The sequence below is a fragment of the Streptomyces sp. NPDC037273 genome, from assembly GCF_055603625.1.
Map to the genome: position 1 here is coordinate 694,067 of NZ_JBVJVO010000001.1, position 13,311 is coordinate 707,377.

The 13,311-nt window shown below is 70.9% G+C and carries 13 protein-coding genes; 10 read left to right on the top strand and 3 right to left on the bottom strand.

Annotation, left to right across the window (positions count from 1 at the left end; translation table 11 throughout):
- Positions 1–9 precede the first annotated feature (9 nt).
- From ACZ7G1_RS03055 to ACZ7G1_RS03080, 6 genes are all read left to right on the top strand, one after another.
- Positions 10–426, top strand: a complete 417-nt coding sequence (locus ACZ7G1_RS03055; RefSeq protein WP_470877923.1) for a VOC family protein — start codon at positions 10–12, stop codon at positions 424–426.
- 97 nt (positions 427–523) lie between these two features.
- Complete coding sequence (locus tag ACZ7G1_RS03060) at positions 524–1,381, top strand: maleylpyruvate isomerase N-terminal domain-containing protein (protein ID WP_470877924.1); 858 nt, start codon at positions 524–526, stop codon at positions 1,379–1,381.
- A gap of 171 nt (positions 1,382–1,552) precedes the next feature.
- Positions 1,553–3,061 carry a right-handed parallel beta-helix repeat-containing protein gene (locus ACZ7G1_RS03065; RefSeq protein ID WP_470877925.1) on the top strand — a complete coding sequence of 503 codons (1,509 nt, stop codon included), beginning with the start codon at positions 1,553–1,555 and terminating at the stop codon, positions 3,059–3,061.
- A 222-nt stretch (positions 3,062–3,283) separates the two neighbouring features.
- The gene (locus ACZ7G1_RS03070; protein ID WP_470877926.1) at positions 3,284–4,483 is read left to right on the top strand and encodes a S8 family peptidase; all 1,200 of its coding nucleotides are present in this window, start codon (positions 3,284–3,286) and stop codon (positions 4,481–4,483) included.
- Positions 4,484–4,636: 153 nt separating this feature from the next.
- Positions 4,637–6,304 carry a serine/threonine-protein kinase gene (locus ACZ7G1_RS03075; RefSeq protein ID WP_470877927.1) on the top strand — a complete coding sequence of 556 codons (1,668 nt, stop codon included), beginning with the start codon at positions 4,637–4,639 and terminating at the stop codon, positions 6,302–6,304.
- Positions 6,301–6,906, top strand: a complete 606-nt coding sequence (locus ACZ7G1_RS03080; RefSeq protein ID WP_470877928.1) for a hypothetical protein — start codon at positions 6,301–6,303, stop codon at positions 6,904–6,906. The genes ACZ7G1_RS03075 and ACZ7G1_RS03080 overlap by 4 nt, the downstream gene beginning before the upstream one ends.
- A gap of 30 nt (positions 6,907–6,936) precedes the next feature.
- On the opposite strand, the gene ACZ7G1_RS03085 is transcribed toward ACZ7G1_RS03080, so the two are convergent.
- Complete coding sequence (locus ACZ7G1_RS03085) at positions 6,937–7,473, bottom strand: NUDIX hydrolase family protein (protein ID WP_470878053.1); 537 nt, start codon at positions 7,471–7,473, stop codon at positions 6,937–6,939.
- A gap of 325 nt (positions 7,474–7,798) precedes the next feature.
- On the opposite strand from ACZ7G1_RS03085, the gene ACZ7G1_RS03090 reads away from it, so the two are divergent.
- From ACZ7G1_RS03090 to ACZ7G1_RS03100, 3 genes are all read left to right on the top strand, one after another.
- Positions 7,799–8,560, top strand: coding sequence for an IclR family transcriptional regulator (locus tag ACZ7G1_RS03090; protein WP_470877929.1), 762 nt, complete (start codon positions 7,799–7,801; stop codon positions 8,558–8,560).
- A 128-nt stretch (positions 8,561–8,688) separates the two neighbouring features.
- Positions 8,689–9,078, top strand: coding sequence for a hypothetical protein (locus ACZ7G1_RS03095; RefSeq protein ID WP_470877930.1), 390 nt, complete (start codon positions 8,689–8,691; stop codon positions 9,076–9,078).
- Positions 9,079–9,083: 5 nt separating this feature from the next.
- Positions 9,084–9,881 (top strand): HEAT repeat domain-containing protein, encoded by a 798-nt coding sequence (locus ACZ7G1_RS03100; RefSeq protein WP_470877931.1) that lies wholly within the window; start codon positions 9,084–9,086, stop codon positions 9,879–9,881.
- 29 nt (positions 9,882–9,910) lie between these two features.
- On the opposite strand, the gene ACZ7G1_RS03105 is transcribed toward ACZ7G1_RS03100, so the two are convergent.
- Positions 9,911–11,029: a serine hydrolase domain-containing protein gene (locus ACZ7G1_RS03105; protein ID WP_470877932.1), complete on the bottom strand. Its 1,119-nt coding sequence runs from the start codon at positions 11,027–11,029 to the stop codon at positions 9,911–9,913.
- Between the two features lie 129 nt (positions 11,030–11,158).
- Positions 11,159–11,944, bottom strand: a complete 786-nt coding sequence (locus ACZ7G1_RS03110) for a TioE family transcriptional regulator (protein WP_470877933.1) — start codon at positions 11,942–11,944, stop codon at positions 11,159–11,161.
- Between the two features lie 58 nt (positions 11,945–12,002).
- On the opposite strand from ACZ7G1_RS03110, the gene ACZ7G1_RS03115 reads away from it, so the two are divergent.
- Positions 12,003–13,241, top strand: a complete 1,239-nt coding sequence (locus ACZ7G1_RS03115) for an erythromycin esterase family protein (protein WP_470877934.1) — start codon at positions 12,003–12,005, stop codon at positions 13,239–13,241.
- The last annotated feature ends 70 nt before the right edge of the window (positions 13,242–13,311 follow it).

Below are 13,311 nucleotides of genomic sequence, written 5' to 3' on the forward strand. Positions count from 1 at the left end.
GAGACACCCATGCCCTCGCGCCTCAACCCGTACATCAGCTTCAACGGCGACGCCCGGCAGGCGATGGAGTTCTACAAGAGCGTCTTCGGCGGCACCCTGGAGATCAACACCTACGGCTCCTTCGGCCAGGCAGAGGCCGGCGACGCCGCCGACAAGATCATGCACAGCATGCTCGAGACCGCGGGCGGCTTCACGCTCATGGCCGGCGACGTCCCGCCCGGCATGGACTACAACCCCGGAACCAACATCGCGGTGAGCGTCAGCGGTGACGACGACAAGGAACTGCGCGCCTACTGGGACAAGCTCTCCGGCAACGGAACCGTCACCGTCCCCCTGGAGAAGCAGATGTGGGGCGACGTCTTCGGCATGTGCACGGACAACTTCGGCATCACCTGGATGGTCAACATCACCGAGCGCCAGGCCTGAGCGACCACCCACGTGCGACGACTCGCGCAGGGCTGTCGCAACCGAGCTACTCCCCGGTAATCTGCGGGCCCGATCCGTGGCTCACAGGGGGAGTGGTATGGGTACGGTCAGCACGTTCGATCCCGTCGTCGAGCACGAGAGGACCCGGGCGGCCCTGGCCGCCGCGGTCCCCCGGCTCGTCCGGCTGCTCCGGCAGGTGCCGGACCGGAACGCGCCCTCCGGCGTCCCCGCCTGGACGGTGGGCGACGTCGGCGCGCACCTCGCCTCCGTCTACCTCGCCTACTGCTCCCTCGCCTTCGACGACAAGGCCGTCGACTGGGACGGCCTCCTCCCGCCGCCCGGCGAAGGGTCGTTCGGCGAACGGATCACCGCGATGAACGCCACCTCCATCGGCCTCTTCGGCGAAGAGGAACGCGCCCGCCTGGGGGACGTCGTCGCCGAGCGCGGCGAAGCGTTCCTCCGCGGCACCGAAGGCCTCGCCCCGGACACCCCCGTCGCCATCCCCTGGTTCGGCCGCGACCTCACCCTCGCGGCCCTCACCGGCCTGATGCTCAGCGAGAGCCTCGTCCACGGCCTCGACATCGCCCGCGGCGGCGGCCTGCCCTGGCCCATCGGCCCCGACGAGGCCCGACTCGTCCTCGGCCAGATCATGCCGACGATCATGCCCCTGGGCCTCGACACCGAGAAGGCCCGCGGCGTCACCCTCGCCGTCGACCTCGTGGTCAAGGGCGGCCCTCGCCTCACGGTCGTCATCGAGGACGGCACGATGACGGTCACCCGTGACGCCCCACCACGCCCGTACGACTGCCGCCTCACCGTCGCCCCGGTCGCCTTCCTCCTCGTCTCCTTCCAGCGCACCCCGATCTGGAAGCCCATCCTCCGCGGTCAGATGCGCGCGGGCGGACGCAAGCCCTGGCTGGCGACACGCCTCAGCGAACTCGTCGTGAGCCCCTGACCGTTCGCAACACCCGGCACGGGGCACGAGGCTGCCTTGGCGAGTGGAGGAAGTCGACCAATCGCCCACTCGGTGATCGAAATTCGATCAATCGACAGTTTCGCATTGACTCGATCATCGAGCGCACCTAGCTTCTGGCGGCACCGGACCGTCAGAAAGGTGTCGCGCCACATGACCATCAGAGCAGTTTCCGTACGGCAGTTGACGGGCCGCGGCCTCATCGCCGTGGCCCTCGCGTTCGGCGGAACCGTCACCCTCGCCGACGTGCGTGCCTCGGCCGAGGGGAGTACGACCTACGTCGACTGCGCGGGCCCGGCGGGCGGCGACGGCAGCCAGGGGTCGCCTTTCAACAGCATCGCCCAGGCCAACGGGAAGGTGTACGGCCCCGGTGACACCCTCGCCTTCGCCGCCGGCGCGACCTGCGTCGGCGCGCTCGCGCCCCAGGGCAGCGGGACCGCGACGGCGCCGATCACCCTCACCGGATACGGGACCGGGGCGCTGCCCGTGATCGACGGTGGTGGGGCGGCGAGTGCGGTCACGCTGACCAACCAGGACCACTGGCGGATCAGCGGCCTCAAGCTGACCAACCCCGCCGCCGCGCTCGCCCGTCGGACCGGGCTGCGGATCTCCGCCACCGACGGGAAGGCGCACCGCGGCTACGACATCGGCGGGCTCGTCATCGACCGGGTCGCGGGTCAGACCAACAAGAACAGCCCGACCACCGAGGACTTCGTGCAGTCGGCCGGCATCGTCACCGGCGCGAGCGGCACGAACTCGACGCTCAACGACGTGCACGTCCACGACAACCAGATCAGCAACACGGGTGGCGGCGGGCTGAAGATCCGCGTGGGGGCCATGGCGGTCAAGGGGACCGGGGTGCTGATCGAGAACAACGTGATCAGGGACGTGGGCGGCGACGGGATCATCGCCAGCTACGCCGACGCGCCGATGATCCAGTACAACAACGCCTCCGGTGTCGGCAACGGCGTGTACCCCTTCTCCGGTGGGAACTTCGCCGGAATCTGGGTGCTGGGCGACCGGGACCCGACCATCCAGAAGAACGCCGTGTACGGGATCACCCGGATGTCGGTGGCCGACAGCCAGGCCTTCGACTGCGACTGGGGGAACACGGGCACCTGCACGATCCAGTACAACTTCAGCCGCGACAACATCGGCGGCTTCTTCCTCGACTGCGACGGCTGCGGGACCATCGGCGCCGCGAAGCAGGTCATCCGGTACAACATCTCCGAGAACGACTGCCGGATGAGCAGCGTCAGCGCGGGCCGCTCGGCCCTGCACATGTACAACAACGTCTTCTACTGCACGGACAAGAAGTTCAGCATCACCCTGCCCGACGAGAGCGTCGTCGAGAACAACATCTGGGTGGGGACGAGCGACTCGCGACTGCCCACCGGGCCGGGCGTCTCGTGGCTGTGGAACGTCTTCCAGGGCGTGCCCCGGCCGACCGCCAACGGCATCGTCGGCGACCCGCAGTTCGTGAATCCCGGAACCGGCGGCGACACCATCCACTCGGTCGACGGGTACAAGCTGCGGGCCACGTCGCCGGCGCTGAACAACGGCTCCGTGATCACCGGCAACGGCGGCCGCGACTACTGGGCGAACCCGGTGTCGGCGACGACGAAGCCGCACCGGGGCGCGTACAACGGCCCGGGACTGTAGGCGCTCCGGCCGGGCGCCCGGCCGGACGTGAACGTGTGTGTTTCAGGGAGGAGTTCGTGGGAGGAGGTGTGCGAGGTGGAGGCGGTGCGGAGGGCTTTTTAAGAAACCTTGTTGAATAACTCCGTACCGCCGGTTCGCTCTTGATTTGCTCCTGCCAATCCGCACAGGGTTCTCTCGAACGTTTGACGCCCCACACGTCAACACGAGGAGAGAACCACTTCCATGGCAACTCACAAGCGATCCCACGGTCTTCGCAACGCGGCCATAGCCACAGGTGTGGCCGGCGCCGCGGTCGCGGCGGTGTTCGCGAGCAACCTCGCCGGGGCCGCTGCCCCGGCCGAGGGGACCGTGCACGGACTCGGCGCCCCGGGCGCCGTGGACGGCAGCTTCGTCGTCATCCTCGACGCATCCGCGAACAAGGACGACCTGGCGAAGAAGTACGGCGGCAAGCTCGAACGGGCCTACGGCTCGAAGGTCAACGGCTTCTCCGCGTCCGGCCTGACCGTCCAGGAGGCCAAGCGGCTCGCCGCCGACCCGGCCGTCGGAACCGTCGTACAGAACAAGCGGTTCACCATCAAGGAGACCCAGGAGAAGCCCCCGTCCTGGGGCCTGGACCGGATCGACCAGACCGAGACGGCGGGCGACGACAAGTACACCTACCCCGACGGCGGGGGAGAGGGCGTGACCGCGTACGTCATCGACACCGGCGTCCGCGTCTCGCACCAGGACTTCGGCGGCCGCGCCACGCACGGCTTCGACGCCATCGACAACGACGACACGGCCGACGACGGCAACGGCCACGGCACCCACGTCGCGGGCACCATCGCCGGCACCTCCCACGGGGTCGCCAAGAAGGCGAAGATCGTCGCCGTGAGGGTCCTCGACGACAACGGCTCGGGCACCACCGAGCAGGTCGTGGCCGGCATCGACTGGGTGACGAAGAACCACTCCGGACCCTCCGTCGCCAACATGAGCCTCGGCGGCGGCGCCGACGAAGCGCTCGACGAGGCCGTCCAGCGGGCCATCGCCTCCGGCGTGACCTTCGCCGTCGCGGCCGGCAACGAATCCGCCGACGCGGGCCAGGGCTCGCCGTCCCGCGTCCCCGAGGCCCTCACCGTGGCCTCGAGCACCAAGGACGACGAGCAGTCCGACTTCTCCAACTTCGGTGCGGTCGTCGACCTGTACGCCCCCGGCTCGGACATCACCTCGGCCTGGAACGACAGCGACACCGGCACCAAGACGATCTCCGGCACCTCCATGGCCACCCCGCACGTCGCGGGAGCCGCCGCCCTCTACCTGGCCGCGCACCCGTCGGCGACCCCGGCCGACACCGCGACCGCGCTCACCGAGGCGGCCACCCCGGACGCCATCAAGAACGCCTCCTCCGGCACCGCCAACAAGCTCCTCAAGGTCACCCCGTAGCCCCACCCACGGCAAGACCCGCGAACGGACGGCCCCCCACACCGTGGGGGGCCGTCCCCATTTCGACATCTCCCTCCCCTTCCCCGGGAACCGGCCGTGGCGAGAATCTGTCCCTGTGGACGAAGGCGGCCACGGCGCCGAGGGGGTACGCGAATGAGCGCATGGGTGATCCCGGGATACACGGAGTCCCGAGAACTGGGGGCGGGCGCCAGCGGACGAGTGGTGCTCGCCACGCACGACGCGACCGGGGTCCCGGTCGCGGTGAAGTACCTGGGGGAGCGCCTCCGTTCGGACGAGGCGTTCGTACGGAACTTCCGGTCCGAGGCCCGTCTCCTCGGAACCCTGGACACCCCGCACGTCGTGGGGTTCTACGAGTACGTCGAGGCACCCCAGGGCGCGGCGATCGTCATGGAGCTGGTGGACGGCGTCGCGCTGCGCGCCCTCCTCGCCCGCGAGGGCTCGACCGGACCCGAGGCCGCCCTCGTCGTCCTGAAGGGCTCACTCCTGGGCCTCGCGGCAGCGCACCGGGCGGGCGTCGTACACCGCGACTACAAGCCCGAGAACGTCCTCGTCGCCGCCGACGGCTCATCCAAGCTCGTCGACTTCGGCATCGCCACCGGACAGGACAGCAGGCCCGGCATCGCCGGAACCCCCGCCTACATGGCCCCCGAACAGTGGAACGGCGCCCCCGCGTCACCCTCGGCCGACGTCTACGCGGCCACCGCGACCTTCTTCGAATGCCTCACCGGACGCAAACCCTTCGCCGGCGACAACTTCGCCGAACTCGCCCTCCAGCACCTGGAGGCCCCCGTACCCGACGGGCAGGCCCCCGAGCCCCTGCGCCCCCTCATCCGGCGCGGCCTCGCCAAAGCCCCGCACGAACGGCCGGAGAACGCGGCCGCCTTCGTCGACGAACTGGAGGCGGTCGCCACCGCCACGTACGGCCCGGACTGGGAGGAGCGAGGTCGGGGGCGCCTCGCCGCCCTCGCGGCACTCCTTCCCCTCCTCTTCCCCTCCTCCGGTGGTACGGCCGAAGGCGCGACCGCGTTCGCCACCACGACCCTTGCGCCGCCACCGCCACCGCCACCGCACCGCCGTCCGCGCCTCCCGCGCGGAGTGCCCGCGGGCGCGGCCGCCCTCGTCCTGGCACTCCTCCTCGCTCTCGCCGCACGCGCCGGCGGTGAACCCTCGGACGGCGACGAAGCCGCGCAGGCCTTCGCGACGACGAGCACCACACCGACCACCTCCCCACCGGACCCGAGCGCCTCCCCACCCCCGACCGCGACTCCGACGGAGCCCCGACCCTCCGCCTCCTCCGCCACCCCGTCCCCGACCGAGACCCCCGATCCCTACCCGACCGAACCCACACCGACCGACACCACCACCACCGACCCGGCCACCACGCCCCCGTGGACACCACCACCCACGCCCACCACCACACCGCCCACGACCCCACCGACGACGCCTCCCACCACGGCCCCGACGACGACACCACCCGTCTCCGTGAAGGCGGTGTCCGTCACTCGCCTGCGCCAGATCGGGCCCACGACCGCCGAGGCCGTCATCGACATCACGACGGACGGCGCGGGCCCGGTGACGCTCGCCGTCGAGTGGTTCACCGGAGACCAACAGGGCTCACCGGGCGCCCCCGACGGCTCGGAGACCTTCCGGCGCCAGGGAGCCACCCACTACACCCTCACGCTCACCCACACCGTCCGCGGCTCCGGCTGCTACTGGGGAGCGCGCGCGAGCACCGACCCGGCCGCCGCGAACGGCGGCTCCTTCCAGCAGGTCTTCATCCGACGGTGTGTGATCACGTGAACGACGACGACTACAGCGCCACCCAACTCGGCAGCCACTGGTTCGAAGGCCCGACACCCGACCCGACCCCCGACCGCGTCGAGGGCGAGATCCTGCGCTTCGGGCCTGGCGTCACCGCGGTCGCCGCCTACCGCGCCCAGAACACCCCCACCGCCGCCCAGATCTGGCACGGCACCCTCCCCGGCGCCCCGCCACCACCTCCGCCCCGCCGCCGATGGCCACGGCGCTACGTGCCCGCCGCCCTGATCCTCGTCGCCGTCCTGGCCTTCCTCGCCTGGCGGGAGTACGGCCCCCGGGCCGCGGTCCGGGCCGTCGCGGTCACCGCCCCCGACCGGCCGCTCGCCTGCGACGGCACCGCCGGCGTGGTCGGGGTCGTCCGCACCGACGGCCGCCCCGGCACCCTGACCTACCACTGGGAGCGCAGCGACGGCACCCGATCCGCGCCCCTGCGCGAGAGCCTGACCCGCGGACAGGAAGAGGCCCGGCTCCACCTCCTCTGGACCTTCCACGGGCCCGGCTCCCACCAGGCCGTCGCACGCCTCGTCATCACATCCCCCGGCACCCACACGGCCGAGGGCACCTTCACCTACCGCTGCGGCTGAACCCGCCCGCGGAAGGACACGGCCAAGGGATCAGTAGACGTGCCCCACATGGGCCAGCGCCTGCTTCAACAAGACCCCACGACCGCCCGGCATCTCGTTCTGCACGGCCGGCGAGGCCGCCTCCTGCGGGCTGAACCACACCAGGTCAAGCGCGTCCTGCCGCGGCCGGCAGTCACCGGTCACCGGCACCACGTACGCGAGCGACACGGCGTGCTGGCGCGGGTCGTGATACTGCGTGATGCCGGCCGTCGGGAAGTACTCGGCGACGGTGAACGGCTGCAGGGAAGCGGGCACCCGGGGCAGCGCCACCGGCCCGAGGTCCTTCTCCAGATGACGCAGCAGCGCGTCACGAACCCGCTCGTGGTGCATCACCCGGCCGGACACCAAAGTCCGGCTGATCGTCCCGTCCGCCCCGATCCTCAGCAGCAGGCCGACGCTGGTGACTTCCCCGCTGTCGTCCACCCGCACGGGCACGGCTTCGACGTAAAGGATCGGCATCCGGGCCCTGGCCATGTCCAGTTCATCCGTGGTCAGCCAGCCGGGCGTGGTCTCAGTCATGTCGGACATCGCCTGATCATACTTTCCGGTCCCCATTTCGGCCCAGGTCACGTGTCTGCCACGCGGGTGGGAATCCCCACGGCGAACGCCGCGGGGGACCCCGCGCCGCCGGTGGCGGGAATACGCCGGGCGTAAAACCGCCTACGGGGGGACTTGTCGGACACCGGCCGCTCTGATTACGTCGGCCACTCCCCGCCCTGCGCGGCCACACCCCACCCGACCTGCCACTTCTCCCCGCGACCCCCCCCCACTGGTGTCCCCTTCCTCCCCTCGCCGCGTCCGTCCATGGACACCGGCACCGGGCACCCGCACCTGCCCGAACGGAAAGACCCCTGTGACGGAAGCTCACCCAACAGAACCCAAGACCCTCATCCAGTCCGTCCAGCGCGCGCTCCGCCTGCTGCGCGCCCTCGACGGGCGAGGCGGCCGCGCGAGCGCCAAACAACTCGCCCGCGACGTCGACCTGCCGCTCCCGACCACGTACCACCTGCTGCGCACCCTCACCCACGAGCGGCTCGTACGGAACGACCGGCAGGCCTACGAACTGATCGAGGCCGCACACGGCCCCGCCGCCGACGAGGCCGCGTTGCCGGTCCAGGGATGGGTCGACCACCTCGGCGACCGACTCGGCGCCGCTGTCTACTTCGTGACCTACCAGGACGGCGAGATCCGGGTACCCGCCGTCTCCCGGGACCCCGACCGCCCGCCCGTCGACGAATGGGCCGCCTTCGACGCCACCGGCCACGCCCACGCCGCCGGTCAGGCGATCCTCTCCCACCTCGACGAGGACATCCGCGCCGACCACCTCGACCGCCACCCCGTCACGGCCCTCACCCGATTCACCGTCCCCGGCCGCACCGCCCTCGAACGCCGTCTCAGCGCGATACCCCGTGGCCTCCCGGTCCTTGAACACCAGGAGTACGCCCTCGGTACCGTCTGCGCGGCCGTCCCCATCATGGTCGGCACCTCCGTCGCCGCTCTCGCCCTCTCCCTCCCCGCCACCCGCGTCCACCACCTCAAGCCGCTCACCTCCCACCTCCAGTCCCAAGCCGAATCCGTCCTCCTCAACCTGACCTTCGGCGTCCACCCCTCGTGACGCCCCCACGCGGCGCGACCCGGGCCCTACGCGCGGTCCCGGAGCCGGCATCGGCCCCGGAGCCGTGCCGCGGCCCATTTGTCGGGAAGGGCCCCGCGTGCCCAGCCCCGCCCACTACCGTGATCCCCATGAGCCCGGACGCCAACGATCCCGAGCACGAGTGGCCGCTGCCGCCACCCTGGATGTGGAACTGCGAAGAGTGCGTCGACCGCTATCGCACCATGCGGCACGTCGGCGACCGGATCGCCGAACTCCGCATGACCGGCGAACCCGACATCGACTGGGACCCCTTCGACAGCACCGTCACCACCCAGATCGCCCTGGGCGCCCACATCGCCCTCAAGCACCACGACCTCCTCCCCGACTGGGACCCGGCCTGCACCACCTGCGCCCGCCACCAGAAGCAGCTCGCCCGAGAACCCGAACCGGGCCCCCACCGCGACGCCGACGTCCAATCCGGCAACGAACACCTCGCCCGCCACGTCTACGCCCCACCCAAGATCGTCGGGCTGCTGTAGACACCATGGCGATGTTCGTGCACTTGACCTCGGCGGCGAACGCGCAGCGCATCCGACGCTCCGGGATCAGGGCCGGGGACCAGGGGCGGGGCGGAGAGCGCGGGGTGTACTGCTTCCCGGTCCTGCGGTCGTTCACCCTCACCCACCAATGGGCCCGCGAGTTGACCCGTTTCGGAACCCGGGGCGGCCTTGTGGCCGTCCACATTCGGCTGGACGACGACGTGCCCGTGCTGGCCGGCCGCTATGCGGACCGGTCGCGCGACGCCTCGTCCGCCGTTCCCGCGGCCGAGGCGGTGCGGCGGATCGCCGCGCTGCCCGACCCGCGCGGATGGGAGGTGTTCGTGCCTCGGGCCATCCGGCCCCGCGAAGTGCACCGGATCCGCACCGCGCCGCGGATCGCGGGCTGGCGCTACTGGCCGGACTCGCACGGTGTCCGCCCCTGCACCTGCGACGGATGCCGCGTGCGGGGCGAGTACGGAGGGCGGCGCCTGCGCGAGCGACGTCCCCATCCCCTGGACGGACCGCCCCCGCCGGCTGACGTGCTGCTCGCCAGGGTCAGGGCCGCCGGCGACCCTGGAGACCCCGCCCAGTTGCGTGAGGCGCTGCACTGGTTCGGCATGCGTCGACGTGGACCGCTGTCCCAACTGGCGCTTCTTGCCGCCCACCCCGACCCCGGCGTCCGGGAGGACCTGGTGTGGGCGGTCGCCCGCTGGTCCACGCCCGGCGTCGCCGATCTCCTGGACGGTCTCGCTGACGACCGGCACCCCGCCGTCCGGGAGGCGGTGGAGGGCGTCCGCGAGTAGCGGTGATCACCGCACCCCTCGGCGGCGCCTCAGAGGGCGGCAGCGGCTATGTCCAGGTAGCGCTTCTCGACCAGCTTGGTGTCGTTCGTGAGCGGCACCAGTGAGTACACGAGGCTTCGGCGGAGGTCTCGGGTGGCGAAGAGACCGTTCGTGTAGCCGCCGTAGCTTCCGGACTTGCCGTACACCTCGGTGCCGTCCGGGAGCTTCGCGTACTGCACGCCGCCCAGGGTGAAACCACGCTCGGCGTGCCGAGGGAGCTCGAAGAGCAGTTTCTGCTGGGCCGGGGGAAGGAGGCGGCCGCGCAGCAGTTGGGTCAGGAACCTTTCCAGGTCGGGTGCGTTGGAGACCATTCCGCCCTCGGCCCAGGCCCACGGGTCGGTGGGCGGCAGCTGCGGTGCGAGCGCCGGCGCCCGAAGCTCCGTCTCTCCCCACTTCGGCACGTAGGTGTGGCGCAGCTCCAGCGGACGGATGATGCGGTGCTTCACCTCGTGGGCGTAGGAGTGGTGGGTGACCTTCTCGACCACCATGCCGAGGAGGAAGTAGTTCACCCCGTTGTAGACCTGCGGTATGTCGGCTCCGGTGACCGGCTCGCCGGCCTTCGCGCACTCGGTCACCGTCTTCACCAACTCCGCCGGCGTGTAGACCGCATTCGGCTCCCAGCAAGCCGCTCGCGGGATGCCGCTGGTGTGGCTGAGCAGCTGCCCCACGGTGATCGGCTCCCAGTGGGCCGGCAGCGTGCCCGGCAGCAGCTCCTGCACCGGAGTGTCCAGCGAGAGCCTCCCCTCGGCCACCAGCTGGAGCACGACGGTGGACGTGAACAGTTTCGTGATGCTCCCGATGCGGAACGAGGCCGCCGGGTCTTCCGAAACCGCACCCATCGTCCCCGTCCACCGCCCGTCGCGCCCACCGACGCGGGCCATGATTCCCGCGAACAACCCGTCCGCAGGGGTGCCGAGCGAGGCCTGCAGCGCCGCCGCGTCGATCCGTCCGTCCGCGCCGACCGTGACCACCGGGCCAGGCTGCCCAGCTGCCGCAGTCGCGGGGAGCGCCGTCGCACTCGCGGGCAGGGCCGCCGTAACCGTGAACAGAGCGGCGCCGGCAGCGGCCATGGCGAGCCAACGGGAGCTTCGGGAAATCGTCTTCGTCATGGCTTCAGCCTTTCAACTCCGCAGGTCACCGCACTATCGGGGATTCCCCTGGGGCCACCCTGAAGTGCCCCCTGGGGTGTTCCCTAGGTGGCGCTCAGTCAGGTCGGCTCCATCGGCGTGGAGTTCGTGTCACTCGCTCGTAGTGACCTGGCGGAGGTACGCGTCCAGGCGGGCGGCACCGGTCAGCATGGAACGGCCGCGGGTGGAGAGGCGGGTGTGCCAGTCGTGCAGGGTGTCCTTGAGGGGGTCCAGGCCGCCGGCGGTGCGGACTTGGGTGATCAAGGGGGCGATGCGGGCGAGAGGGTAGCCGCCGCGTCGGAGCTGGTGGGTCAGGCGGGCGTCGCGTACGGCGGCGGCGTCGTAGAGGCGGTAGCCGGTCAGCGGGTCCCGGCGGGGGCGTACCAGTCCGGCTTGCTCCCACGCGCGGAGGGTCGCGGGCCGGACACCGAGCTGTTCGGCCAGCGGGCCGATGAAGGTGTCGACGGTGTCGGAGCCCGTGGGGCGGGCGGCGGGTGAGGACCAGGTCGCGGACCGGGACCTCGAAGGCCGCCGGGAGCCCGCACCGGACTCGAGGTCCCGTAGGGCCTCCTCCACGGCCTGGAGTGTCCTGCGGTCGTCGAGGAGTCGGGCATGGCTGTCGTCGATGAGACGGAGGGCCTCGTCGGGGGTGCCTTGGTTCACGGCCTGCATGATCGCGGTCGCCGTCTGGTGGCCGTGGCCGGGGACGAGGGCGAGGAAGGCGCGGAGGGCATGGGCGTGGAGGGGGGTGTAAGTGCGGTAGCCGTGGGGGGTGCGGTGGGCGGTGGGGAGGATGCCGGAGTCCTCGTAGTTACGGATCGCTTGAGTCGACAGACCGTGTTCGCGTGCCAGATCGACCGGCCTGAGCCGCTCACCGCTTTGAAGGTTTCGACCCATGAGCGCCAGGATATCGCGCAAAAGTTTCAACCGAACCTTCAACGATAGCGTTGAAGGTATGGAAGCTGACATCAAGGACATCACCCATCCCGTGGAGGCTGCCGCTGTCATGCGGCTGTTCCCGGAGCGGCCCGCGGTGCTGGCGCTGGGGGAGCCCACGCATGGCGAGGAACTGCTGCTGGAGGTGCGCAACGAGCTCTTTCGGGAGCTCGTGGAGCAGGAGGGGTACCGGACGATCGCGATCGAGAGCGACTGTGTGCGGGGGCTGCTCGTGGAGGAGTACGTGCGAGGGGGCGCGGGCACACTGGACGAGGTCATGGAGCGCGGCTTCAGCCATGGGTGGGGCGGCTCGGCGGCCAACCGCGAGCTCGTGCGATGGATGCGCGAACACAACGCCGGGCGGCCCGCGTCAGAGCGGATCGGCTTCGCCGGCTTCGACGGGCCGCTGGAGATCGCCAGTGCCGAGAGCCCCAGGCGAGCACTCACCGCACTGCACGGATACCTCGCCCCCTGGCTGGACGCCGATCTGCTCGCCTGCACCATGGAAACGCTCGACGCACTGCTCGGCGGCGACGAGCGCTGGACCGAACCCGCCGCCATGATGGACCCGACCCGGTCCTTCGGGCAGTCCGCCGAAGCCGCCCGACTGCGGCTGATCGCTGACGATCTGGCAGCGCTGCTCCACGCGCAACGGCCGCACCTGATCGCGGCGACCTCAAGCGAGGACTTCGAGCGGGCGAGCCTGTTCGGGCGTACCGCGCTGGGTCTGCTCCGCTACCACCACTGGATGGCCGACGCCTCGCAGGCGCGGCTGAACCGTCTGGTCGGGCTGCGGGACCAGATGATGGCCGAGAACCTCCTCGCCCTCGCCGCCAGGGGGCCCCTCTTCGTCCACGCCCATAACACTCACCTCCAGCGGCGCGAGAGCTCGATGCCGATGGGGGGAATGATGCTGAGGTGGTGGAGCGCCGGGGCGCTCGTCCGTGCCCAACTGGGCACGGAGTACGGGTTCGTGGCCACCGCGCTCGGCACGATCCGGCACCAGGGAGTGGACACGCCGCCGCCGGACACCGTCGAAGGACTCCTGCACGCGCTCCCGCAGGACCGCTGCCTCGTCGACGCCCACGAGCTGGCCACCGCTCTCCATGACGTCCCGCCCGCACCCCGTGTGTCCCCCTGGTTCGGCTACGCCCCGCTCGACCCGGCCCACCTGGCGGACAGCGACGGCATCGTCTTCCTCAAGGACAGCCCCCAGAACAGCGCACAGAGCAGCCCACAGAACAGCCTCCAAAGCTGACGCCACCCATGCGACCGTGCCATACCGGCGAGCCCCGGACGCCGACGCGTTCGGGGCTCGCCACGGGATT